General features: G+C 65.6%; 26 protein-coding genes and 3 tRNA genes. 18 read left to right on the plus strand and 11 right to left on the minus strand.

Going from position 1 to position 23,456, the window contains the following annotated elements; genetic code table 11:
- Positions 1 to 53 precede the first annotated feature (53 nt).
- A complete protein-coding gene (locus ACI2KI_RS01360; protein ID WP_404617104.1) occupies positions 54 to 1,124 on the plus strand; it encodes an Mrp/NBP35 family ATP-binding protein in 1,071 nt (356 codons plus the stop codon).
- On the opposite strand, the gene ACI2KI_RS01365 is transcribed toward ACI2KI_RS01360, so the two are convergent.
- The 9 genes from ACI2KI_RS01365 to ACI2KI_RS01405 all read right to left on the minus strand — a co-directional run bounded on the left by ACI2KI_RS01365 (position 1,121) and on the right by ACI2KI_RS01405 (position 7,040).
- Entirely contained in the window at positions 1,121 to 1,441 is a 321-nt protein-coding gene (locus tag ACI2KI_RS01365; protein WP_404617106.1) for a YbjQ family protein, read from the minus strand. The two genes, ACI2KI_RS01360 and ACI2KI_RS01365, sit on opposite strands and share 4 nt — an antisense overlap.
- Positions 1,442 to 1,456: 15 nt before the next feature.
- Positions 1,457 to 1,984, minus strand: a complete 528-nt coding sequence (locus ACI2KI_RS01370; protein ID WP_404617108.1) for a dihydrofolate reductase — start codon at positions 1,982 to 1,984, stop codon at positions 1,457 to 1,459.
- 52 nt (positions 1,985 to 2,036) lie between these two features.
- Positions 2,037 to 2,708 carry an aquaporin gene (locus ACI2KI_RS01375; RefSeq protein ID WP_404617110.1) on the minus strand — a complete coding sequence of 224 codons (672 nt, stop codon included), beginning with the start codon at positions 2,706 to 2,708 and terminating at the stop codon, positions 2,037 to 2,039.
- Between the two features lie 90 nt (positions 2,709 to 2,798).
- Positions 2,799 to 3,098: a phosphoribosyl-ATP pyrophosphohydrolase gene (locus ACI2KI_RS01380; protein ID WP_404617112.1), complete on the minus strand. Its 300-nt coding sequence runs from the start codon at positions 3,096 to 3,098 to the stop codon at positions 2,799 to 2,801.
- Between the two features lie 5 nt (positions 3,099 to 3,103).
- On the minus strand, positions 3,104 to 3,976 hold the full coding sequence (locus ACI2KI_RS01385) for a thymidylate synthase (protein WP_404617114.1): 873 nt from the start codon (positions 3,974 to 3,976) through the stop codon (positions 3,104 to 3,106).
- A gap of 121 nt (positions 3,977 to 4,097) precedes the next feature.
- Positions 4,098 to 5,045, minus strand: coding sequence for a CsgG/HfaB family protein (locus ACI2KI_RS01390; RefSeq protein WP_404617116.1), 948 nt, complete (start codon positions 5,043 to 5,045; stop codon positions 4,098 to 4,100).
- Positions 5,046 to 5,118: 73 nt separating this feature from the next.
- Complete coding sequence (locus ACI2KI_RS01395; RefSeq protein WP_404617118.1) at positions 5,119 to 6,234, minus strand: hypothetical protein; 1,116 nt, start codon at positions 6,232 to 6,234, stop codon at positions 5,119 to 5,121.
- Between the two features lie 102 nt (positions 6,235 to 6,336).
- Positions 6,337 to 6,885, minus strand: a complete 549-nt coding sequence (locus ACI2KI_RS01400) for a DUF924 family protein (RefSeq protein ID WP_404617120.1) — start codon at positions 6,883 to 6,885, stop codon at positions 6,337 to 6,339.
- A gap of 78 nt (positions 6,886 to 6,963) precedes the next feature.
- Positions 6,964 to 7,040, minus strand: a tRNA-Pro gene (locus ACI2KI_RS01405).
- Positions 7,041 to 7,251: 211 nt separating this feature from the next.
- On the opposite strand from ACI2KI_RS01405, the gene ACI2KI_RS01410 reads away from it, so the two are divergent.
- Positions 7,252 to 7,325, plus strand: a tRNA-Gln gene (locus ACI2KI_RS01410).
- A gap of 373 nt (positions 7,326 to 7,698) precedes the next feature.
- On the opposite strand, the gene ACI2KI_RS01415 is transcribed toward ACI2KI_RS01410, so the two are convergent.
- Together ACI2KI_RS01415 and ACI2KI_RS01420 are read right to left on the minus strand one after the other, a co-directional pair.
- Positions 7,699 to 7,775: transfer RNA gene (locus ACI2KI_RS01415), tRNA-Asp, on the minus strand.
- A 112-nt stretch (positions 7,776 to 7,887) separates the two neighbouring features.
- Positions 7,888 to 9,498 carry an AbgT family transporter gene (locus tag ACI2KI_RS01420; RefSeq protein ID WP_404617122.1) on the minus strand — a complete coding sequence of 537 codons (1,611 nt, stop codon included), beginning with the start codon at positions 9,496 to 9,498 and terminating at the stop codon, positions 7,888 to 7,890.
- Positions 9,499 to 9,708: 210 nt separating this feature from the next.
- Here ACI2KI_RS01420 and ACI2KI_RS01425 point away from each other — a divergent pair, with 210 nt between their 5' ends.
- The 16 genes from ACI2KI_RS01425 (at position 9,709) to ACI2KI_RS01500 (ending at position 23,454) form a co-directional block, all read left to right on the plus strand.
- Positions 9,709 to 10,086 (plus strand): NADH-quinone oxidoreductase subunit A, encoded by a 378-nt coding sequence (locus tag ACI2KI_RS01425; protein ID WP_207821670.1) that lies wholly within the window; start codon positions 9,709 to 9,711, stop codon positions 10,084 to 10,086.
- Positions 10,056 to 10,667 carry an NADH-quinone oxidoreductase subunit B family protein gene (locus ACI2KI_RS01430; RefSeq protein WP_292082645.1) on the plus strand — a complete coding sequence of 204 codons (612 nt, stop codon included), beginning with the start codon at positions 10,056 to 10,058 and terminating at the stop codon, positions 10,665 to 10,667. The genes ACI2KI_RS01425 and ACI2KI_RS01430 overlap by 31 nt, the downstream gene beginning before the upstream one ends.
- Positions 10,664 to 11,287: an NADH-quinone oxidoreductase subunit C gene (locus ACI2KI_RS01435; RefSeq protein WP_312063429.1), complete on the plus strand. Its 624-nt coding sequence runs from the start codon at positions 10,664 to 10,666 to the stop codon at positions 11,285 to 11,287. The genes ACI2KI_RS01430 and ACI2KI_RS01435 overlap by 4 nt, the downstream gene beginning before the upstream one ends.
- A 95-nt stretch (positions 11,288 to 11,382) precedes the next feature.
- Complete coding sequence (locus ACI2KI_RS01440) at positions 11,383 to 12,561, plus strand: NADH-quinone oxidoreductase subunit D (RefSeq protein WP_292083358.1); 1,179 nt, start codon at positions 11,383 to 11,385, stop codon at positions 12,559 to 12,561.
- The gene (gene nuoE, locus ACI2KI_RS01445) at positions 12,558 to 13,232 is read left to right on the plus strand and encodes an NADH-quinone oxidoreductase subunit NuoE (RefSeq protein ID WP_404617124.1); all 675 of its coding nucleotides are present in this window, start codon (positions 12,558 to 12,560) and stop codon (positions 13,230 to 13,232) included. Before ACI2KI_RS01440 ends, nuoE begins: the two co-directional genes overlap by 4 nt.
- On the plus strand, positions 13,232 to 13,501 hold the full coding sequence (locus ACI2KI_RS01450; RefSeq protein WP_207821662.1) for a hypothetical protein: 270 nt from the start codon (positions 13,232 to 13,234) through the stop codon (positions 13,499 to 13,501). The genes nuoE and ACI2KI_RS01450 overlap by 1 nt, the downstream gene beginning before the upstream one ends.
- Positions 13,502 to 13,507: 6 nt before the next feature.
- Complete coding sequence (gene nuoF / locus ACI2KI_RS01455; RefSeq protein WP_292082648.1) at positions 13,508 to 14,821, plus strand: NADH-quinone oxidoreductase subunit NuoF; 1,314 nt, start codon at positions 13,508 to 13,510, stop codon at positions 14,819 to 14,821.
- Between the two features lie 5 nt (positions 14,822 to 14,826).
- Positions 14,827 to 16,872, plus strand: coding sequence for an NADH-quinone oxidoreductase subunit NuoG (gene nuoG, locus ACI2KI_RS01460; protein WP_404617126.1), 2,046 nt, complete (start codon positions 14,827 to 14,829; stop codon positions 16,870 to 16,872).
- Positions 16,873 to 16,875: 3 nt separating this feature from the next.
- Complete coding sequence (gene nuoH / locus ACI2KI_RS01465) at positions 16,876 to 17,952, plus strand: NADH-quinone oxidoreductase subunit NuoH (protein WP_404617128.1); 1,077 nt, start codon at positions 16,876 to 16,878, stop codon at positions 17,950 to 17,952.
- On the plus strand, positions 17,952 to 18,179 hold the full coding sequence (locus ACI2KI_RS01470) for a hypothetical protein (RefSeq protein WP_313472387.1): 228 nt from the start codon (positions 17,952 to 17,954) through the stop codon (positions 18,177 to 18,179). Before nuoH ends, ACI2KI_RS01470 begins: the two co-directional genes overlap by 1 nt.
- Positions 18,176 to 18,388 carry a hypothetical protein gene (locus tag ACI2KI_RS01475; protein ID WP_404617130.1) on the plus strand — a complete coding sequence of 71 codons (213 nt, stop codon included), beginning with the start codon at positions 18,176 to 18,178 and terminating at the stop codon, positions 18,386 to 18,388. The genes ACI2KI_RS01470 and ACI2KI_RS01475 overlap by 4 nt, the downstream gene beginning before the upstream one ends.
- Entirely contained in the window at positions 18,388 to 18,879 is a 492-nt protein-coding gene (nuoI, locus tag ACI2KI_RS01480) for an NADH-quinone oxidoreductase subunit NuoI (protein ID WP_040345161.1), read from the plus strand. Before ACI2KI_RS01475 ends, nuoI begins: the two co-directional genes overlap by 1 nt.
- Before the next feature lie 63 nt (positions 18,880 to 18,942).
- Positions 18,943 to 19,569 (plus strand): NADH-quinone oxidoreductase subunit J, encoded by a 627-nt coding sequence (locus ACI2KI_RS01485; protein ID WP_404617132.1) that lies wholly within the window; start codon positions 18,943 to 18,945, stop codon positions 19,567 to 19,569.
- Positions 19,569 to 19,877, plus strand: a complete 309-nt coding sequence (nuoK, locus tag ACI2KI_RS01490) for an NADH-quinone oxidoreductase subunit NuoK (protein ID WP_105563431.1) — start codon at positions 19,569 to 19,571, stop codon at positions 19,875 to 19,877. The genes ACI2KI_RS01485 and nuoK overlap by 1 nt, the downstream gene beginning before the upstream one ends.
- 14 nt (positions 19,878 to 19,891) lie before the next feature.
- Entirely contained in the window at positions 19,892 to 21,961 is a 2,070-nt protein-coding gene (gene nuoL / locus ACI2KI_RS01495) for an NADH-quinone oxidoreductase subunit L (RefSeq protein ID WP_404618899.1), read from the plus strand.
- A gap of 5 nt (positions 21,962 to 21,966) precedes the next feature.
- Positions 21,967 to 23,454, plus strand: coding sequence for an NADH-quinone oxidoreductase subunit M (locus ACI2KI_RS01500; protein WP_292082654.1), 1,488 nt, complete (start codon positions 21,967 to 21,969; stop codon positions 23,452 to 23,454).
- The last annotated feature ends 2 nt before the right edge of the window (positions 23,455 to 23,456 follow it).

Below are 23,456 nucleotides of genomic sequence, written 5' to 3' on the forward strand. Positions count from 1 at the left end.
AGACGGCGATAGAACGCCCGCGACCGGCCCGGCAAGGGCCAAGGAGCAGAGCCTTGATCGACCGCACCGCCGTAATCGCCGCCCTCGACGCCATTGTGGACCCGAAATCGGGACAGGGGCTGGTCGCCGCCGGTCTGGTTCAGGGACTGACCGTGGCCGAGGATCGCGCGGGTTTCGTCATGGAGGTTCCGGCGGGCGAGACGGCGATCTACGCCCCGGTGCGCGACGCGGCCGAGGCGGCGTTGAAGGCCATGCCGGGCATGGCGCGGGTCTCGGTCGTGCTGACCGCCGAGACGGCGCCGGCCGCCGCGCCGCGCCGCACGGCGGGCCTGTCGAAGGCCGCGACCGATCAGGGCCGGGCCAAGGCGCCGGTTCCGACCGACCGCCCGGCCCATGTGAAGCGTGTCCTGGCCGTGGCCAGCGGCAAGGGCGGGGTCGGCAAGTCGACGGTGGCGGTGAACCTGGCTGCAGCGCTGGCGGCGCGCGGGCTGTCGGTCGGGGTGCTTGACGCGGACGTCTATGGTCCCTCGCTGCCGACCATGCTGGGGCTGTCGGGCCAGCCTGCCTATGAGGACGGGGCCATCGTGCCGCACGTGGCGCATGGGCTGAAGGCCATGTCGGTCGGCCTGTTGACCAAGGCCGAGGACGCCATGATCTGGCGCGGGCCGATGGCGTCGCAGGCCATCACCCAGATGCTGACCCAGACGCGTTGGGGTACGGAGGAAGCGCCGCTGGACGTGCTGGTCGTTGATCTGCCGCCCGGCACCGGGGACGTGCAACTGACCCTGATCCAGAAGACGCCGCTGGATGGGGCGGTCATCGTCTCGACTCCGCAGGAGGTGGCGCTGGCCGATGTGCGCCGGGCCCACACCCTGTTCCAGCGCGTCAATGTCCCGACCCTGGGCCTGATCGAGAACATGAGCGGCCCGGTCTTCGGTCAGGGCGGGGCCGAGGCCGAAGCTGAGCGTCTGAACGTGGCCTTCCTCGGCGACCTGCCGCTGGATGCGGCCCTGCGTCAGGCGGGCGACGCCGGGCGGCCGCTGGTTTCAGCTGAACCCGACGGCGAGGTGGCGCAGCGCTTTGCGGCGGTGGCGGCGCGGGTGGCCGAGGGGCTGGGCCTCTAGGCCGGTTCGACCACCACGGCGGTGCCATAGGCCAGAACCTCGGTCACGCCCGGCATGATTTCGTTGGCGTCGTAGCGCATGGCCAGAATGGCGTTGGCGCCCATGTCGCGCGCATGGGCGACCAGTTCGTCATAGGCTTCCTGCCGCGCGGCCTCGGCCAGCTTCACATAGGCGCCGACGCGGCCGCCGATCATCGATTGAACCCCGCCGATGGCGTCCGAGACGAGGTTGCGCGAGCGCACGGTAACGCCGCGCACCATGCCCAGATGGCGGACGATGCGGTGGCCGGCTAGGTCGTTGGTGGTGGCGACGAGCATGCTTGTGTCTCCGAATTAGCGACGGTCGAGGGTGCGGAAGGTGAAGGCGTGGTCGTCTTTCTCGCCCGCCGGATGGGCTTCCGACAGGGTCTCGACGAACGCGCTTTCGTCAAAGGCGGGGAAGCGGGCGTCGCCCTCGGGTTCGGCCTCGACCTCGGTGATGTAGAGGCGCTGGGCGCGCGGCAGGATCGCTTCGAAAAGGGCGGTGCCGCCGATCACGCAGACCTCGTCCACGCCGTCTTCCTCAGCAGTTTCGCGCGCGATGGACAGGGCCTCGCTCAGGTTCGAGCAGACCAGGGCGCCCTTGGCCATGCCTTCGGATTCGTAGGAGCCGTCCTTGGTCAGGACGATGTTCAGGCGACCAGGCAGGGGCTTGAGCGGCAGGCTTTCCCAAGTCTTGCGGCCCATGATGCAGGGCTTGCCGACGGTGACGGCCTTGAACCGTTGCAGGTCCGAGCGCAGCCGCCAGGGCAGGTCACCGTCGCGTCCGATGACGCCGTTGCGGGCGCGGGCGACGACAAGGGCGATCTTGGGAACAGACACTGGCGAACTCCGGCAGACGGGGGCGACGCGACGCCGCCCCCTTGATGCCGACTTAGGCCTCTGGTTCGAGCAGTTTCAAGCGGAAGAAGAGCGCGCCGATGACTGCGCCGATCGCCGGAGCGACGAAGAAGACCCAGACCTGGCTCAGGGCCTGGCCCCCGACCAGCAGGGCCGGGCCGAAGCTGCGGGCCGGATTGACCGAGACGCCCGTCACCTGGATGCCGACAATGTGGATGACCGCCAGGGTGATGCCGATGGCGACGCCGGCGAGGGCACCGTGCCCCTTGGCCCCGGTCACGCCCAGAATGGCGATGATGAAGATGGCGGTGGCGACGATCTCGAAGATCAGGGCGGCCTGCAGGCTGTATCCGCCGGGCGATCCGGCGTCGAAGCCGTTCTGGCCCAGACTGGCGAAGCCGGTCTTGGCGATCATGCCGAGGATGGCGGCGCCGATGATGGCGCCGATGAACTGGGCGACCCAGTATATCACCATGTCTTTCGCGCTCATCCGTCCGGCGACGAAGACGCCCAGGCTGACCGCCGGATTGACGTGACAGCCCGACACCGGGCCGATGCCATAGGCCATGGCGATGATGGCGAAGCCGAAGGCCAGGGCGATGCCCAACTGGCCCACATGGTCGAACCCGCCCAGCACGGCCGCCCCGCACCCGAACAGCACCAGCACCATCGTCCCGACCAGTTCGGCCGCGAACTTCTTCAACATGACAACCCTCCCGTTTCATGCGCCCGCATCGACGCGGATCAGGGAGGGTGCGCCGAGTCTCGACGCTTCGCCATACGATGTTACGGGAGTTTACGCGTCAGCCTTGAGCCACTTCAGCCACTTGCGCTGCATGGCGGCTTCCAGATCGATGCCGGCGCGATCGCAGTAGATGAGCAGCATCCCCAGCACGTCCGCCGCCTCGTCGCCGAGGGCGGTCGCGTCAGGGGCACCGCGGGCGCGGCCTGTGAGGTTCAGGTGCTCCTTGGTCAGTTCGCCCAGTTCCTCCTGCAGCTTGAGCAGGGCCCAGTCGCGGTCGCGATCGATGGAATGCTCGCGCGCATAGATGTCGGAGATGCGGAGGACGTCCGCCTTCAGGTCAGCGATCTTCATGAGGGTCAGACCGCGACGGCGGCCTTGATATGCGGCCAGGACTGGTAATCGTTCAGCACGAAGTCCGACAGCTCATAGGCGAATAGGTCGGACTTGGGCGCGACGGTCAGGGTCGGCAGGGGCAGGGGCGCGCGGCTCAGTTGCAGCTCGGCCTGTTCCAGATGGTTCAGATACAGGTGGGCGTCGCCGAAGGTGTGGACGAAGTCGCCGGGCTCCAGCCCCAGCACCTGGGCCAGCATCATGGTCAGAAGGGCGTAGGAGGCGATGTTGAACGGTACGCCGAGGAAGATGTCGGCGCTGCGCTGATACAGCTGACAGCTCAGTTTTCCGCCCCCTTTTTCGTTTGGGGCGACGAAAAACTGGAACAGGCAGTGGCAGGGCGGCAGGGCCATGTCGTCCACGTCAGCCGGGTTCCAGGCGCTGACGATGTGGCGGCGGCTGTTGGGGTTGGTCTTCAGGCCGTGGATCAGCTTCTGGATCTGGTCGATGCTCTGGCCGTTCGGCGCGGCCCAGGAGCGCCACTGCTTGCCATAGACGGGACCCAGGTCGCCCTCGGCGTCGGCCCATTCGTCCCAGATGCTGACGCCGTTGTCCTTGAGCCAGGCGATGTTGGTCTCGCCGCGCAGGAACCACAGCAGTTCGATGAAGATCGAGCGCGTGTGCAGCTTCTTGGTGGTCAGAAGCGGAAAGCCCTTGGACAGGTCGAAGCGGATCTGGCGACCGAAGACGCCCAGGGTGCCGGTGCCGGTGCGGTCGTCGCGGCGCACGCCGTTGTCGAGGATGTCGCGCAGCAGGTTGAGATACTGCCACTCGGGGTGATCGGCCGGCGCCGCCCCACTGCGGGTTTCCAGATCGGCGAGGGCGAGAGCGGCGGTCATGGGAAAGGAAGATGGAGCCGAATCAGCCTCTTCGTCACCCTCAGACGAATCATTGCCCACAGAAACGAAGACGCCCGCCGAAGCGATCGGCGGGCGTTTCCAGCTCAGTTGTGTCGCGGGATCAGCGGCCCGGAGCCAGGCGCTCGTTCAGCACCCAGCCCAGGTTGTCGTTGTCGTCGAGCACCTCCCACCAGACGCCGTCGCGGTTGCCGGTCGGATAGAGGCGCAGGCCCACGGGCAGGGCGCGCACGACCGAGCCGCCGTTGGGGCGCGAGCGAAGCGTGGCGGCCTGCTGAACCGTATAGGTCTGGATCGGCGCTTCCTGGGTCGCCGAGCCGCCCTCCAGTCCGCCCATCTGCATGACCATGTCAGTGTAGGCCTGGATGAAGGACTGGGCCACGATGCGGCCGATCTCGGTGTTTTCGTAGCTGCCGCCGCCCAGCGCGCCCGCGCCGAAGCCGCCGGCGCCCAGGCCCCAGCTCATGTCGCTCTTGGAGGCGTAGCCCTCGGTCACGGCCGTGGTTTCCGAGGTGCGGACGTTGGTCAGTGACAGGACGGTGTTGGCCTCCATTCGCCGCGTGCGCAGACCGCCGACCAGGGCGCCGGCGCGACCGCCGATGGCGGCGCCGGCAAGGCCCGCCAGGGCGCTGCCGCCCGAGTTGGCGTTCTGGCTGGCGATCTCGCCGACCAGGACGAAGTCCGCCGCGCGGACCTGACCGCCGCCGACGTTGGAGCCGCGTTGCAGGTCGCCGCCGGACGCCAGTTCACGCTCGCGCTGCGCGACGCTCATGCCCGTGCCGCGGTCCACCAGGGTGAAGCAGCCCGAACGCTGGATCACCACGCGCAGCAGGCTTTGCGGCGGCGAAAGCTGCAGCTCACGCCAGAAGTCCGACTGACCGTCGGCCAGGGTGACGGTGCCCAGGCTGCGGGCGCAGCGCGGAATCTGGGCCATCTGCGCGTCCTGAGTGCGCTGGGCGCTGCTGCGGCGCGCCTGGGCGTCGGACGCGGTCGGCAGGACGGAGGCGGCCATGAGGGCGGCCATGGCAGGGGCCATGATACGAATGTTCAAGGGAAAACTCCTGTGGGATTCAGGCGTCGCCGCTCCGATGGGGGCGGGCAGGACGGTGTTTGGTTGTCGATATTCAGCCTTCGGGCGTCAGGCGGTCGCGCTGCAGCCAGCCGACGTTGTCGTCGGCGTCCAGAACCTCGATCCAGTCGCCGTCCTCTTCGCCGGTCGGGAAGACGATGGATTCAACAGGAATGGGGCGAACGACCTCGCCGCCGGGCGCGCGGCGCAGCACGGACGCGCGGGCCAGGCTGTAGCGGGCGACGGCGGAGCTGCGCTGGTCCTGACGTCCCGGAGCCGGGCGAGAGGCTTGCGCGGCCGCCTCGGCGCGCAGCGCTTCGCGGTTGGCGAGCGTGACTTCAGGGAGGGTGGAGCCCGTGCCGCCCAGGCTGGTCACTAGGTCGGCGTAGCCGCGCACGAAGGCCAGGGCCAGGGTCTTGCCCTCATCCTCGGTCTCGTAGCCGGCGCCGACACGGCCGCCGAAATGATTGTCGCGGATGCGCAGGCGGCGCCAGTCGTCCTTGTTGGCGACGGCGCGAGTGTAACCCACCGTCTCTGCCAGCGGTACGCTGGACAGGGAGAAGACGACCTGTGCGTCCTCCTTCCCTTTGGCGATGTCCTTCTTCAGCTCCTTGATGGAATCGACGGTGCGATTGCTCAGAGCCTGATCCAGTTGATTGCCCGCGACGTTGGCGCCAGAGGAAAGCATCTGGGCCATACCGGCGCCCATCTCGGCGCCTTCGCCGCCGGTGATGGCGGCCACGCCCGCCTGCAGCAGAATGCGTCCGCCGCTGGAAGCCAGGGAACCGAGCAGCCCACGACGGCTGTCGCCGCTGTCGGCCTCGATCGGATTGGCCAGTTCAGCGACCAGGACGAAATCCGCGGTGCGGATGCGCCCGGCGGCGCCCAGGCCGCGCTCGCGTTCCACGACGTCCATGCCCGGGCCGCGCTCGATCAGAGTGAAGCAGCCGGATTCGCGGACCAAATAACGCAACAGCTCGGAAGGCGCGCCCACGCCCAGTTGATTGAACAGGGCCCCCTGGGTGTCGGCGATGGTGACGGTGCCCAGGTTCTGCGTGCAGCGCGGCGTCTCGTTGATGACCGAGGCCGCCGAGTCATTGCTGCGGCGACCGAAGATCTGCGCCTCGGCCGGGGTCGTCAGCATGACGGTCAGGGCGGCGACAGCGGTCAAGCCGCGTGCGGAATGAGGCATAATTCGAGCTTATGGTTGTTGAAAAAAGCCCCATTTCTCTAGCTTTGCCATACGCAAAGCACAACCACAGTGGTTGGGCTATCAGCCCGCAAAGCCCCCGGATGTCAGGAAAACCGCCTCATCCGACGTGGTTTCGCGGCCCAGACAGACGTTGCGGTGCGGGAACCGGCCGAAACGGGCGATGATGTCGCGGTGGATCACGGCGAACTTGTAGGTGTTCGGCTGATCGGCTTCATCCAGCAGGGTCAGAAGCGTCTCCTGATCCGCTAGGGATTCGGAGTGCATCAGCGGCATCAGGACGAAGGGGCGCAGGTCATGAGCCACTTGTCGGTCATCGCCGCGCGCGATGGCGGCCTTGGCGAACATCAGAGCCAGGGAATCGGTGGCGAACATATGCGCGGTGTCGCGGAAGGCGTTTCGCGGCAGCTGATCCAGCAGGATGATCAGGGCCAGAGCGCCCTCGGCCGTCTCGGTCCAGGCGTCCAGTTCGCGACGTGCGGCGGCGAAATGGGTTTCGCGACACAGTTCGGTGAAGGCCGCGTCGAAAGCGGCGTCCTTGGCGAACCATTTCTCGGGGCCGGCTTCGTTCCAGAAGGCGACGACCTGGGCGGGGGCAAGCAGGGTGTTCATGCTGCAAAGCTTAAGCCTGCGCTCGTGCAAGTGCACGACCCCGCGAGGGGGAAATCATCTGACGGTGTAAGGAAAAAATGGTCGGAGTGAGAGGATTCGAACCTCCGACCCCTGCGTCCCGAACGCAGTGCTCTACCAGACTGAGCCACACTCCGACATTTTTCTCGGCGCGGGCCAGAGGCCGTCGTTGCGTCGAGGAGGGGGCTTATAGCCACCCGTTTCGGACCTCGCAAGCGGGGAATTTGCGGTTTTTAAAAAGTCGCTGCTCGATGAAAATTCTTTTGTTTTCAGTGTTGCATCCCCGAAAAGCTTGGCGTATCTCACCGCTCCTCGCCGCAACGAACTGCGGCGGCGCACTGGTCCTGCTGGGGAATGGTGTAATGGTAACACTACGGTTTTTGGTACCGTCATTCTAGGTTCGAGTCCTAGTTCCCCAGCCACCGCCCTTTCCGGCTCGAGTATCGACCGGCTCAAACTTCTCCTTCATCTGTACAGTATAGTGCGCCAGTCGGGCTGGCTGTTCGCCATCGCTGTTGTGTCGCGACGGAAATCACCACGTCAAAAACAAAAGGCCGCTGGACTGCTCCGGCGGCCTTTGACGTTTCTGGTCGGCGCCAAGGGGTCGGGCGTGTCCAATGGGCGGTAAAGTGCCGTCGAGGGTGGCGGTGGGCGTGTCGGCGCCTTGAAGGCGCAATGCCCATTGGCCAGGTCGCTTCCACTGCGCAAAGTGGAGCGATCGCTGAGCGGCGCCTAATTCATAATGTATGAAAGAAGGGGGAAGGCGGTGTGCGCCATTCCTTTCGCTGAAAGGAATGGCGCGAGTGACGGGGCTCGAACCCGCGACCTCCGGCGTGACAGGCCGGCACTCTAACCAACTGAGCTACACCCGCGTTTCCCGAACCGAAGCGCTGTGCGCCGCGGCGAGGGGCGTCGTTTAGGCGGGGCCGCCGCGCCCGTCAAGCGGCCCTGCTGTGGATAAGCGAAAATATCGCAAGACCTCCGTTACTTGGCGGCTGCTGCGGCTTGCGGCGGGGCGACGGGACCGGCGATTCCGCCGTCCGTCGGCAGGTGCGAGGCGACGGCGGGCGGGGGCGGGTCGTAGTGGACGCCCACGCCCGGCCCCAGCGGCAGATCCAGCGCCACCCAGCTCGCCACCATGATCAGGCCCGCAATCAGGAAGGCCCCGGCGTAGGGCAGCATGGTGGCCATCAGCGAGCCGAGGCCGAAGCGCGGGTCCCAGCGCTGGGCGAAGGTCAGGATCAGGGGGAAGTAGCTCATCAGCGGGGTGGCGATGTTGGTGACGCTGTCGCCCATGCGATAGGCGGCGGTCGTCATTTCCGGGCTGATGCCCAGCAGCATGAACATGGGCACGACGATGGGGGCCAGGGCCGACCACTTGGCCGAGGCCGAGCCGATGAAGAGGTCGAAGACGCAGGACACCAGCACCACCACGATCAGCAGCAGGGGCGTGGGCAGGGCCAGTTCGCGCAGGGAAGCGGCCGCATTGACCGCCAGGATGGGGCCCAGGCCCGACCAGTTGAACATGGCGACGAAGTGAGCGGCGAAGAAGGCCAGGACGATATAGGGAGCCAGCTGGCTGATTCCCTCGCGCATCATGCGCACCAGGTCGTGGTGGCTCTTGATCGAGCCGGAACCGACGCCAAAGGCCGCGCCCGCGCCGAAGAAGGTCAGGGCGAAGAAGGCGACCAGCGAGCGATACAGCGGGTTGAAGCGCTGGGCGGGCTCGGCGTCTGCATCGACGAAGGGCGAGCCGGGCAGGAGGGTGATCAGGGTCCAGGCCGCGATCATGGCCAGGATGGTCAGGCCCGCGAACAGCAGGCCGCGCTTCTCCATGCTGGAGAGCGGCTGCTTCTCCTCAGCCGTGGCGGGCGCGGCGGAGGTGGGGACCCACGGCCCCAAGCGGGGCTCGATCACCCGGTCGGTCAGGAACCAGACAATGGGGGTGAAGACGAAGACGACGCCGACGATGAAGAACCAGTTGCCGGCAATGCTGACGGCGTAGGACGGATCGATCAGGTGGGCGGCCGGTTCGGTGATGCCGAGGATCAGCGCATCGCTGGCGCCGGGGAAGAGGTTGCCGGCGTATCCGCCCGAGACGGCGGCGAAACCGGCGGCCAGACCGGCTAGCGGGTGACGGCCCGCCGCGGCGAAGATGACGGCGGCCAGAGGAATGACCACGACATAGGAGGCGTCAGAGGCGTGGTGGGAGACCATGCCGGTCACCACCACGATCGGCGTCAGGATGAATCGCGGCGCGTTCAGCAGGGCGCCGCGAATGGCGGTGGAGAACATCCCTGTCCGCTCGGCGACCGAGGCCCCGTAAATAATTGTGATCACGATCCCCAGGGGCGGAAAATCGGCCAGGGTGCGCGGCATGCCGATGAAGAGCCGCTCCAGATTGGCGGGCGACAACAGGCTCTCGGCCTGCAGCACGTCGCCGGTCACCGGATTGACCGCCGACCAGCCCAGACCGGCGCCCACCAGGCTGAGCAGGATCAGGCCCAGGATCAGCCATAGAAAGAGAAATACGGGATCGGGCAGGCGATTGCCGACGCGTTCGATGGTGTTCAGCAAGCGGGCTGCCAGGCTCATGCTGCGACCTTGATTACAGAGGTATGGGAAAGCCTCCATTTACGCGTATCGTTGGTGCGACTGGCAACGGCGCGGCCTGCGGCAAAACGCGCGCGGGCTTGCGAACCATTCTCAACAAAAAACCTTTGCCGACATGGGTTTGAACCTGTCGATGGTTGGGTCTAAGAAGCCCCGAATCCGCCCCCTCCCTCGGCGGGCGAGGCAGCTCGAATGAACGCATTTCTTCTAGAATACCTCCCGATCGTCGTTTTCCTGGCGATCGCCGCCGTCCTGGGGCTCGGCTTCATGCTGGCCGCCTGGGCTCTCGCGCCGAAAAACCCCGACACTGAAAAGCTGTCGGCCTATGAGTGCGGCTTCAACGCCTTTGACGACGCACGCATGAAGTTCGACGTTCGCTTCTATCTGGTGTCGATCCTCTTCATCATCTTCGACCTTGAAGTGGCCTTCCTGTTCCCGTGGGCGGTGTCGATGTTCGACCTGTCGACCGGCGGCATGGTCTTCGCCTTCTGGTCGATGATGGTCTTCCTCGGCGTGCTGACGGTCGGCTTTATCTACGAATGGAAGAAGGGAGCGCTGGAATGGCAATAATCGCGCCTTCGTCGCCCTTGGCGTCGCCCCTGGTCCCCGCCGGCTCGGCCGCGCGCTCGACCGTCGAAGGCTACGATCCCAAGATTCACGACAAGTTCTTCGAGGCGGTGAACACCGAACTCGGCGAGCAGGGCTTCCTGACGACGTCGCTGGACGACGTCATCAACTGGGCCCGTACCGGTTCGCTGATGTGGATGTCGTTCGGCCTGGCCTGCTGCGCCGTCGAGATGATCCACCTGTCCATGCCGCGCTTTGACCTGGAGCGCTTCGGCACCGCGCCGCGCGGTTCGCCGCGCCAGTCGGACCTGATGATCGTCGCCGGCACCCTGACCAACAAGATGGCTCCGGCCCTGCGCAAGGTCTATGACCAGATGCCGGACCCGCGCTACGTCATCTCCATGGGCAGCTGCGCCAACGGCGGCGGCTATTATCACTACAGCTACAGCGTCGTGCGCGGCTGCGATCGCGTGGTGCCGGTGGACGTTTACGTTCCGGGTTGCCCGCCGACGGCCGAGGCCCTGCTGTACGGCATCCTGCAGCTGCAGAAGAAGATCCGCCGCACGGGGACGATCGAGCGATGAGCGAACTGGTGCGCGTCGCGGAGCGCGAATCCGCCCTGACCCCGCTGGGAACCGAAATGGTGGCGGCTCTCGGTGTCGAGGCCGTCGTCGCCTTTGGCGAGCTGACCCTGATCGCCCCGCGCGAGAACATCGTCGCCGTCATGACGGCTCTGCGCGACCAATTCGGCTTCCAACTGCTGATGGACGCCTGCGGCGCCGACTATCCTGACCGCGCCGAGCGCTTCGAGGTGGTCTATCACCTGCTGTCACTGACCCGCGCCGCGCGCGTGCGCGTCAAGGTCTCGACCGATGAGGTAAAGCCGGTGCCCAGCGTGGTTTCGGTCTATCCGTCGGCGGGCTGGTTCGAACGCGAAGCTTTCGACATGTACGGCATGATCTTCTCGGATCACCCCGACATGCGCCGCATCCTGACTGACTACGGTTTCCAGGGGCATCCGCTGCGCAAGGACTTCCCGATGACGGGCTATGTCGAGGTCCGCTACGACGAAGAGCAGAAGCGCGTGGTCTATGAGCCGGTGAAGCTGGCCCAGGAATATCGCAACTTCGACTTCCTCTCTCCGTGGGAAGGCGCTGAATATCCGACCGTCCTGCCGGGCGACGAGAAGGCGGGAGCCAAGTAATGGCTGACGGCAACAACACCCCCGCGACGGCCGCCCCCAAGGCGATCGACCCGTTCGAGGACTATGAAGACGGTCTGACCCCGCACGCGCGGGCGATGGACGACCGCAAGTTCACCATCAACTTCGGCCCGCAACACCCGGCTGCGCACGGCGTGCTGCGTCTGGTGCTTGAGCTGGACGGCGAGCTGGTGACCCGCGTCGACCCGCACATCGGCCTGCTGCACCGCGGGACCGAGAAGCTGATGGAGTCGCGGACCTATCTGCAGAACATCCCCTACCTGGACCGGCTGGACTACGTCTCGCCGATGAACCAGGAGCACGCCTTCTGCCTGGCCATCGAGCGCCTGCTGGAAGTCGACGTGCCGTATCGCGGCCAGCTGATCCGGGTCCTGTACTCGGAAATGGGCCGCATCCTGAACCACCTGCTGAACACGACCATGCAAGCCATGGACGTGGGCGCCCTGACCCCGCCGCTGTGGGGTCACGAAGAGCGCGAGAAGCTGATGGTCTTCTACGAGCGCGCCTGCGGCGCCCGACTGCACGCCAACTACTTCCGTCCCGGCGGCGTCCATCAGGACCTGACGCCCGAGCTGGTCGACGACATCGGCCGTTGGTGCGCCGAGTTCCCGGCCAAGCTGGCGGACATCGAGAGCCTGGTCACCGAGAACCGCATCTTCAAGCAGCGCAACGTCGACATCGGCGTGGTGTCCAAGGAAGAGGCCCTGGCCTGGGGCTTCTCGGGCGTCATGCTGCGCGGCTCGGACATCGCCTGGGACCTGCGCAAGGCCACGCCTTACGACTGCTATGCGGACCTGGAGTTCGACATCGCCGTCGGCAAGAACGGCGACTGCTGGGACCGCTACCTCTGCCGCGTCGAAGAGATGAAGCAGTCGGTGCGCATCATGGAGCAGTGCATCCACAAGCTGCGCAACTGCCCCGGTGAGCCTGTCCTGGCCGAAGATCACAAGATCACCCCGCCGCGCCGCGGTGAGATGAAGCGTTCGATGGAAGCGCTGATCCACCACTTCAAGCTCTACACTGAGGGCTTCAAGACGCCGGAAGGCGAGGTCTATGCGGCCGTCGAAGCGCCCAAGGGCGAGTTCGGCGTCTATCTGGTGTCGGACGGCACCAACAAACCCTACCGCGTCAAGCTGTCGGCCCCCGGCTTCCGTCACCTGCAGGCGATGGACTGGATGAACACGGGCCACATGCTGGCGGACGTGTCGGCCATCCTCGGCTCGCTCGACATGGTGTTCGGAGAAGTGGACCGATGAGCGTTCGTCGCCTCGCTAAGGAGCAGCCTGAATCCTTTGCCTTTTCAAAGGACACGAAGGCCAAGGCCGAGTGGTGGATCAAGAAGTATCCCGAGAACCGTCGCCAGTCGGCGGTGATCCCGATCCTGTGGCTGGTCCAGAAACAGGAAGGCTGGGTCTCGGAACCCTCCATTCGCGCCATCGGCGAACTGCTGGGCATGCCTTTCATCCGGGTGCTGGAGGTCGCGACCTTCTACACCATGTTCCAGCTGGAGCCGGTGGGCAAAGCCGCCCTGATCCAGGTCTGCGGCACCACGCCCTGCATGCTGCGCGGCGCCAATGAGCTGATGCGCGTCTGCAAGGAGAAGATCGGGCCCAAGGACGAGCTTTCGGCCGACGGCCGCTTCACCTGGCAGGAAGTCGAGTGCCTGGGCGCCTGCGCCAACGCGCCGATGGCCCAGATCAACGACTACTACTACGAAGACCTGACGCCCGAGACGATGGCCCAGATCATCGACGACTTCGCCGCCGGCAAGTCGCCGAAGCCGGGTTCGCGCGTCGGTCGTCACACGTCCGAGCCGGAAGGCGGCGCCCGGGTCCTGACGGATCCGTCGCTGTACGACGGTTCGCGCGCCAAGAAGATCAAGTCGCTGCCGAACTCCAAGCCGGCGGCTGAGAAGGCTCCGGCCTGATGACGCGACCGAACCTGGACACGGATGAGGGCAGGGCGGCTTACCGGGCCGAGCTGCGCCGCGTCGGCTGGCCGTTCCGCTGGGGCGGGATGGCGCTGATCGTGGTGGCGGCGGGACTGGTGCTGTTCGCTCGTCAGGGTCGGTTCGGACTTACAGAAGATGCGGTGACGGTCGCCTATGGCGTCCTGGCCGTGGGTTGGGCGCTGGTGATCGGTTCGATCTTCATGCGCACCCGCCACCATAAACGCCGCATGGCGGAAGGACTTTAAGGGCTCATGGTCGGAATCCTCGAAGACAAGGACCGCATCTTCACCAACCTCTATGGTTTCCATGACTGGGGCCTGGAGGGGGCGAAGCAGCGCGGCGCGTGGAACGCCACCAAGGACATGCTGGACCTTGGCCGCGACTGGATCATCAACAACGTCAAGAACTCGGGCCTGCGCGGACGCGGCGGCGCCGGTTTTTCGACCGGCCTGAAGTGGTCCTTCATGCCCAAGGAAGTGAAGGATCGTCCTCACTACCTGGTCATCAACGCTGACGAATCCGAGCCCGCGACCTGCAAGGACCGCGAGATCATGCGTCATGATCCGCAACTGCTGATCGAGGGGGCGCTGATCGCCTCCTTCGCGATGCAGGCCCATGCTTGCTACATCTACCTGCGCGGCGAGTACGTGCTGGAGCGCGAGCGTATGGAGGCCGCCGTCAAGCAGGCCTATGAAGCCAAGCTGATCGGCGACAACAACGTCCACGGCTGGGACTTCCACGTCTATATCCACCACGGCGCCGGGGCCTACATCTGCGGCGAAGAGACGGCTCTGCTGGAAAGCCTCGAAGGCAAGAAGGGCCAGCCGCGCCTTAAGCCGCCGTTCCCGGCCGGCGCCGGCCTTTACGGTTGCCCGACGACCGTGAACAACGTGGAATCCATCGCCGTCGTCGGCACTATCCTGCGCCGCGGCGCGGACTGGTTCGCCAGCTTCGGCCGTCCGAACAACACCGGCACCAAGCTGATGTCGCTGTCGGGGCACATCAATACGCCTTGCGTGGTCGAAGAAGCCATGTCGATCCCGCTGCGCCAGCTGATCGAGGATCACGGCGGCGGCGTGCGCGGCGGCTGGGGCAATCTGAAGGCCATCATTCCGGGCGGCGCGTCCTGCCCGGTCATCACGCGCGAACAGGCCGAAACCGTCCTGATGGACTTCGACTCCATGCGCGAAATGCGCTCGTCGCTGGGCACCGCCGGCGTGACCGTGATGGACGAGTCCACCGACATCGTGAAGGCGATCGCCCGCATCAGCTACTTCTTCAAGCATGAGAGCTGCGGCCAGTGCACGCCGTGCCGCGAAGGCACCGGCTGGATGTGGCGTGTGCTGGAACGCATGGCCGTGGGCGACGCGGACCCGTCGGAAATCGACCTGCTGCTCGACGTGGCCGGTCAGGTCGAGGGCCATACCATCTGCGCCCTCGGCGACGCCGCGGCCTGGCCTGTTCAAGGCCTGATCCGCCACTTCCGTCACGAGATTGAAGACCGCATCAACACCTACCGCAGCCGCCGCGCGAACTTCGCCGGCCATGCGATCGCGGCGGAGTAATCGTAATGCCTATCGCCAAGGTCAACGGCGTCGAAACCGAGTTCGAACCCGGCATGACGGTTCTGCAGGTCGCAGAGCGCGCCGGTCAGGAGATCCCGCGTTTCTGCTACCACGAGCGTCTGTCCATCGCCGGCAACTGCCGGATGTGCCTGGTTGAAGTGAAGCCCGGACCGCCGAAGCCGCAGGCGTCGTGCGCCCTTCCGGCCATGGACGGCCAGGAAATCTTCACCGACACCCCGATGGTCAAGAAGGCCCGCGAAGGGGTGATGGAGTTTCTGCTCATCAACCACCCGCTGGACTGCCCGATCTGCGACCAGGGCGGCGAGTGCGACCTGCAGGACCAGGCTGTCGGCTATGGCCGTGACGGTTCGCGCTATGGCGAGAACAAGCGCGCGGTCGAAGAAAAGAACATGGGCCCGACGGTCAAGACGTTCATGACGCGCTGCATCCAGTGCACGCGTTGCGTTCGCTTCATCACCGAAGTGGCCGGCGTGCCGGACATCGGCATGATCTCGCGGGGCGAAAGCGCCGAGATCACGACCTATCTGGAAAAGAACATCGACAGCGAGCTGTCGGGCAACGTCAACGACCTGTGCCCGGTGGGCGCGCTGACGCACCGTCCGTGGCAGTACCACTATCGTCCGTGGGAGCTGAAGAAGACCGAGACCATCGACGTCATGGACGCCCTGGGCTCGAACATCCGCGCCGACGCGCGCGGCGCCGAGGTCATGCGCGTTCTGCCGCGCGTGAACGAGGGCATCAACGAAGAGTGGCTGTCGGACCGCTCGCGCTACGCCGTCGACGGCCTGCAGGCGCGTCGTCTGGACCGTCCGTGGGTGCGCGAGAACGGCAAGCTGCGCGTCGCCTCGTGGGACGAGGCGCTGTCGGCTGTCGCGACCAAGATCAAGGCGGCCTCGGCCGACCGTATCGGGGTCATCGCCGGCGACCTGCAGGACGCCGAGTCGATGAAGGCCGCGCTGGACCTGTTCCGCGTCCTGGGCTCGGCCAACACCGACTGCCGTCAGGACGGCGCCGCGATCGGGCAGGGGGCTCGTGAGGGCTGGCTGTTCAACTCCGGTCTGCAAGGCATTGAAAACGCTGACGCCATCCTGATCGTGGGCGCCAATCCGCGCGTCGAGGCGCCGCTGCTCAACGCCCGCATCCGCAAGACCTGGCTGAAGGGCGCCGCCGAGATCGGCGTCATCGGCCAGCAGGTCGACCTGACCTATGACTACAACTACCTGGGCGCCGGTTCGAAGACCGTCGGCAAGCTGCCCAAGGCCGCCGTCGACTTCCTGACCAAGGCTGAACGCCCGGCGATCATCGTCGGCGCGGGCGCCCTGATCGGCGACACCGGCGCGGCTGTGCTGAACGCCCTGGGCGCGCTGGCCAAGAAGGTCGGCGTGGTCAAGGACGGCTGGAACGGCTTCAACGTCCTGCACACCGCCGCCGCCCGCGTCGGCGGTCTGGACATGGGCTTCGTCCCCGCCGAGGGCGGTCTGGACGTGGCCGGCATGCTGAAGCCGGGCGCGCTGGACGTTCTGTTCCTGCTGGGCGCTGATGAAGTAAACGCCTCGGGCTCGGACGCCTTCCGCGTCTATCTGGGTTCGCACGGCGATCGCGGCGCACACGGCGCCGACGTGATCCTGCCGGGCGCCGCCTATACCGAGAAGTCGGGCCTCTATGTGAACACCGAGGGGCGGGTGCAGATGGCCGAACGCGTCGTCTTCCCCAAGGGCGAGGCCAAGGAAGACTGGGCCGTTATTCGCGCCCTGTCGGAACGGGTCGGCTGTAAGCTGCCGTTCGACACCCTGGAGCAACTGCGCGCCAAGCTGATGGGCGATCACCCGACCTTCGGCCGCATCGACTACCTGGCTCCGGCGGCTTCATTCGACGTGGCGGCCCTGGGCGCCAAGGGCGATCTGGGCGACGTCGCCTTCGTCTCGACCATTGTCGACCCCTACCTGACCAACCCGATCGCGCGCGCCAGCGAAACCATGGCCCAACTGTCCGCTGAGCGGACGGCCCCGGTCGTTCTGGCGGCGGAGTAAATCATGGACGCTGCGACCTCCTTCTGGGCCACCCCCATCGGCTGGACCCTCGCCACCCTCGGCGGCATCCTGATCGTCACGGTCGGGATCCTGATCTCGCTGGCCTTCCTGCTGCTGGCTGACCGCAAGATCTGGGCCGGTGTCCAACTGCGCAAGGGCCCCAACGTGGTCGGCCCCTTCGGCCTGCTGCAGTCCTTCGCCGACTTCTTCAAGTTCGTGCTCAAGGAAATCGTCGTCCCGTCGGGTTCCGACAAGGTCGTCTTCCTGGCCGCGCCGCTGATCACCTTCATCCTGGCCTTCATCGCCTGGGCGGTGATCCCGTTCGCGCCGGGCTGGGTGATCTCGGACCTGAACGTCGGCGTGCTCTACATCCTCGCGATCAGCTCGCTGGGCGTCTACGGCATCATCATGGGCGGCTGGGCTTCGAACTCGAAGTATCCGTTCCTGGGGTCGCTGCGTTCGGCGGCGCAGATGGTGTCCTATGAGGTCTCGATGGGCCTGGTCATCATCAACGTCATCCTGCTGGCCGGGACGATGAACCTGACGCAGATCGTGACGGCGCAGTCGGGCTGGATCTACGAGTGGAACATGTTTGGCGGCGGCCTCGACACCCTGCCGACCATCGTGGTCATGCTGCCCATGACCATCGTCTTCTTCATCTCGGCCCTGGCCGAGACGAACCGCCCGCCCTTCGACCTTCCCGAGGCGGAGTCGGAACTGGTGGCCGGCTATCAGGTCGAATATTCCTCGACGCCCTACCTGCTGTTCATGATCGGCGAATACGCCAACATCGTCTTCATGTGCGCCATGATCAGCCTGCTGTTCTGCGGCGGCTGGAATCCGGGCTTCCCGACGGACTTCCTCGACAGCTGGCCGACCTTCCTGGCCAACCTGTTCTACTTCCTGGTCCTGGCGACCAAGATCGTCTTCTGGTTCTTCATGATCGCCCTGGTGAAGGCCTTCGTGCCTCGCTACCGCTACGATCAGCTGATGCGCCTGGGCTGGAAGATCTTCCTGCCGGCCTCGCTGGTGGCCGTGGTGGTCGTGGCGGCCTGGCGTGTCTTCGCGGTGGGCGCGTGATGGGCGTTCGCGCCACATCACTGCTTGCGCTGGCCTTCGCCGCCGGCCTGTCGGCCTGCACCTTCAAGCCGATCGAGCCGGCTGCGCCTGAAGGCGCGGCGGCTCGGATGGATCGCGTCGAGCGCGAGCGTCGGGACGAGGCGGACAAGCGGGCCTATTGTCAGCGTCTGTCGCGCGACGATCCGCGTTTCGACCGAGACGATTGCAAGCGGCAGGTGGGCGGATGAAACAGGCCGTCGTCATGATCATCGCCCTGGCCGCGCCCTTGCTGGCGTCGGCCTGTGCGCCGTATGAGGCCGATCCGGTCTCGGTCTATCAGTGGGAACGCAAGGTGGAGCAGGTGCAGAGGCAGGAAGCCGAACGCCAGCGCATCTGTGGAACCCTCGACAAGGAAAGCGCGCGCTATCAACGCGAGTGCGCCGGAGTGAAATCGTAATGCTGACCCGTATCGTTCAGGCGGCCAAGGGCGCGATGCTGACCGACGTGTTCGGCGCCGTCGGCCTGTCGATGAAGTACATGATGAAGCCGAAGGCGACGGTGAACTATCCGTTCGAGCGCAACCCGCAGTCGCCGCGCTTCCGCGGCGAACACGCATTGCGCCGCTATCCGAACGGTGAAGAGCGCTGCATCGCCTGCAAGCTGTGCGAGGCCATCTGCCCGGCGCAAGCCATCACCATCGAGGCCGAACCGCGCGCCGACGGCAGCCGCCGCACGACCCGCTACGACATCGACATGGTCAAGTGCATCTACTGCGGCCTGTGCCAGGAGGCCTGCCCGGTGGACGCCATCGTCGAGGGACCGAACAGCGAGTTCGCCACCGAGACGCGCGAAGAACTGCTCTATGACAAGGCCCGACTGCTGGACAACGGCGACCGCTGGGAACGGCTGATCGCGAAGAATCTGGAACTCGACGCTCCGTATCGCTAAACCGAGCCGCGATTCCGCCACGGGATCGCTGCGCAAGACTTTAAAGGGGGCTTTGTCCCACCCATGCTGCAAGGCATAGCGTTTTATCTACTGGCGACGGTCGCCGTGGTTTCGGCCCTTCTGGTCGTGACCGCGCGCAATCCCGTGCACTCCGTCCTGTGGCTGATCCTCAGCTTCTTCTCGGCCGCCGGCCTGTTCGTCCTGCTGGGCGCAGAGTTCCTGGCGATGCTGCTGGTGGTCGTCTACGTCGGCGCCGTCGCGGTGCTGTTCCTGTTCGTGGTCATGATGCTGGACGTAGACTTCGTCCGCCTCCGCGAAGGCTACGCCCGCTACCTGCCGCTGGCCGGGATCGTCGCCGGCGTCTTGCTAGCCGAGATGATCATGGTGTCGATCACCGTGGTGCAGGGCGGGGCGGCCAGGGCCGCGATCGCGCCGGTCGTCGCCGGGCCTGACGCCTCGAACGTCGAGGTGATCGGCCGCGTCCTCTACACGGACTACGTCTACTTCTTCCAGGCTGCAGGCATCGTGCTGCTGATCGCCATGATCGGCGCCATCGTCCTGACCCTGCGTCATCGTCCTGGCGTCCGTCGTCAGGACCTGGCCGCCCAGGCCAACCGCGAACGCGCCAAGGCCGTCGAGGTCAAGTCGGTCGCCACCGGCCAGGGCGTCACCCCCGAGGAGCTTCTGTGATGGACATCTCGCTCCAGCACTATCTGGCGGTCGCCGCCATGCTGTTCACCATCGGCGTGTTCGGCATCTTCGTGAACCGCAAGAACGTCATCATCATCCTGATGTCGGTCGAGCTGATCCTGCTCGCGGTGAACATCAACTTCGTCGCCTTCTCGACCTATCTCAACGATGTGTCGGGTCAGCTGATGGCCATGTTCGTCCTGACCGTCGCCGCGGCTGAAGCCGCCGTCGGCCTGGCGATCCTGGTGACCTTCTTCCGTAACCGCGGCGACATCGCGGTTGACGACGCCTCCGTGATGAAGGGCTGATCGGAACCGTGACTATCCAGACTCTCGTCACTCTCGGCGTCTTCGCCCCCCTTCTGGGGGCGATGATCGCTGGCTTCTTCGGTCGCAGGATCGGGAACATCGCCTCGCAGTCGGTCACGACCGGTTTGCTGTTCTTCTCGTGCGCGGTCTCGTGGATCGTGTTCAGCCAGTGGACCTGGGGCGGGCTTGAAGCCTTCACCGTCCATATCGCGCCCTTCATCCATGTCGGCGACTTCCAGTCGAACTGGTCGATCCGCGTGGACGCCATGTCGGCCACGATGCTGATCGTGGTGACGACGGTGTCGTCGCTGGTTCACCTCTATTCCTGGGGCTACATGGCCGAGGACGACAGCCGGCCGCGCTTCTTCGCCTACCTGTCGCTGTTCACCTTCATGATGCTGGCGCTGGTGACGGCCGCCGACTTCCTGCAGATGTTCTTCGGCTGGGAAGGCGTGGGTCTGGCGTCCTATCTGCTGATCGGCTTCTGGTACAAGAAGGACACCGCCTCTGCCGCCGCCATCAAGGCCTTCGTGGTCAACCGCGTCGGCGACTTCGGCTTCCTGCTCGGCATGATGACCGTCTTCTGGATGTTCGGCACGATCGAGTTCGCCAAGCTGTTCCCGCTGATCGCCGGCAAGGTCGGCACGGGCTGGGAGTTCCTGGGCTACACCTGGTCTGCTCTGGATCTGGCGGGTCTGCTGCTCTTCATCGGAGCCATGGGCAAGTCGGCCCAGTTCTTCCTGCACACCTGGCTTCCGGACGCCATGGAAGGCCCGACGCCCGTGTCGGCCCTGATCCACGCGGCGACCATGGTCACCGCCGGCGTCTACATGGTCTGCCTGCTGTCGCCGCTCTATGAGCACGCCCCGACGGCGTCGCTGTTCATCGCCATCATCGGCGGCATCACGGCCATCTTCGCCGCGACCGTCGGCATGATGCAGAACGACATCAAGCGCGTGATCGCCTATTCGACCTGCTCGCAGCTGGGCTACATGTTCTTCGCTGCGGGCGTCGGCGCCTATCAGCCCGCCATGTTCCACCTGTTCACGCACGCCTTCTTTAAGGCCCTGTTGTTCCTGGGCGCCGGCTCGGTGATCCACGGCATGCACCACGAGCAGGACATGCGGAATATGGGCGGCCTGGCGAAGCTGCTGCCGATCACCTACGGCGTGATGATGATCGGCACCATCGCCATCACCGGTCTGGGCATTCCGGGCATCGGCGGTCTTGCCGGCTTCTACTCCAAGGACTCCATCCTCGAGAGCGCCTATGCGGCGGCGACGACGGGCCACTCGGCCGCGGGCATGTTCGCCTTCGTCATCGGCATCTCGGCGGCCCTGCTGACGGCCTACTATTCGTGGCGTCTGGTCTTCATGACCTTCCACGGCACGGCCAAGTGGAAAGACGACGGCCATCACGCCGCCGACGACCACGCCTCGCACGCCCAGCTGGAGACGCACTCCGAGCCGCTGGACGGCGACGATCACGCGCACGACGACCACCACCATGGTCCGCTGTCGCCGCATGAAAGCCCGCTGCCCATGGTCCTGCCGCTGCTGGTGCTGTCGATCGGCGCCATGTTTGCGGGCATGATCTTCGCCCCGCACTTCATCGGTCACCATGAGGCCGAGTTCTGGCGCGGCGCCATCTTCGTCGGCAGCGCCAACCACGTCCTGCACGAGAGCCACAACGTCCCGACCTGGGTGAAGTGGGCGCCGCTGGTCGTGACCCTGCTGGGCACTTTCGCCGCCTTCTGGATCTACGTCCTCAAGGAAGGCGTCGCCAAGCAGTGGGCCGAGCGCAAGGGACCGCTGTGGACCTTCCTCTACAACAAGTGGTTCTTCGATGAACTGTATGACGCCGTCTTCGTGAAGGGCGCCAAGGCGATCGGCGACTTCTTCTGGAAGATCGGCGACGTGAAGATCATCGACGGTCTGGGCCCCAATGGCGCGGCCTGGGCTTCACTGAAATCGGGTGGCTGGCTGTCGCGCTTCCAGTCCGGTTTCGTCTACTTCTATGCATTCGTGATGCTGATCGGCGTGGCTGTGTTCCTTGCCTTCGCCATCTTCACGTGGGGAGCCTGAGCCTCGTGCCTCACATTCTGAGCATCGTCACCTTCCTGCCGCTGGTCGGCGCCGGCCTGCTGCTTCTGGCCGGCATGATGAACAAGGGCGGCCAGGACGCCGCGGCTCCGGCCGCGCGCTGGATCGCCCTGGGCACCACGCTCGTGGTGCTGGCCGTGTCCGTCCTGCTGGTGGCCCAGTTCGACCCGTCGAACCCGGCCTATCAGTTCGTTGAAAACTACGCCTGGTTCGCCGGCGCCGGTTATCACCTGGGCGTGGACGGGATCTCGATCCTGTTCGTCCTGCTGACCGCCTTCCTGATGCCGATCTGCATCGTGGCCAGCTGGAAGTCGATCGAGACGCGCGTCGTCGAATACATGGTCGCCTTCCTGGTGCTGGAGACCCTGGTCATCGGCGTCTTCACGTCGCTGGACCTGTTCCTTTTCTACATCTTCTTCGAAGGCACCCTGGTGCCGATGTTCCTGATCATCGGCATCTGGGGCGGGGCGAACCGGATCTACGCTTCGTACAAGTTCTTCCTCTACACCCTGCTGGGGTCGGTGCTGATGCTGCTGGCCATGCTGTGGATGGCCCATGAGACGGGCACCACCAGCATCCCCGAGCTGAAGAAATACGCCTTCGATCCGGCCGTTCAGCCGATCCTGTGGCTGGCCTTCTTCGCCTCGTTCGCGGTGAAGATGCCGATGTGGCCGGTCCACACCTGGCTGCCCGATGCCCACGTTCAGGCCCCGACGGCCGGTTCGGTGATCCTGGCCGGCATCCTGCTGAAGCTGGGCGGTTACGGCTTCATCCTGTTCAACCTGCCGATGTTCCCGCAGGCGTCGCAGATGTTCACGCCTTTGGTTTTCACCCTGTCGGTGATCGCCGTGGTCTACACCTCGCTGGTCGCCTTCCGTCAGACGGACATCAAGAAGCTGATCGCCTATTCGTCGGTCGCCCACATGGGCTTCGTGACCATGGGCATCTTCGCCGGCAACGACACCGGCGTGCAGGGCGCCGTCTTCCAGATGCTGAGCCACGGCCTGATCTCGGGCGCGCTCTTCCTCTGCGTCGGCGTGGTCTATGACCGGATGCACACCCGCGAGATCGCCTTCTACGGCGGCCTGACGGCGCGGATGCCCTGGTATGCGGCCATCTTCCTGATGTTCACCATGGCCAACGTCGGCCTGCCGGGCACCTCGGGCTTCATCGGCGAAGTGCTGACCATGACCGGCGCCTATCAGGTCTCGACCTGGACGGCCCTGATCGCCGCCTCGGGCGTGATCTTCTCGGCGGTCTACGCCCTGACGCTGTTCCGCAACGTCATGTACGGCGAGATCAAGAACCCGGCGCTGCAGACCATCACGGACATCGACAAGCGCGAGCTGCTGATCTTCGTGCCGCTGATCGTCGGCACCATCTGGCTGGGCCTCTATCCCAACGCCGTCCTTGACTACACCGGGCCGACTGTTGAGGCCCTGACGACCGCCTATCGCGCAGCCATTGGCGGGTGAGA

The organism is Brevundimonas sp. NPDC046655, assembly GCF_044901625.1.
Classification (GTDB): domain Bacteria; phylum Pseudomonadota; class Alphaproteobacteria; order Caulobacterales; family Caulobacteraceae; genus Brevundimonas.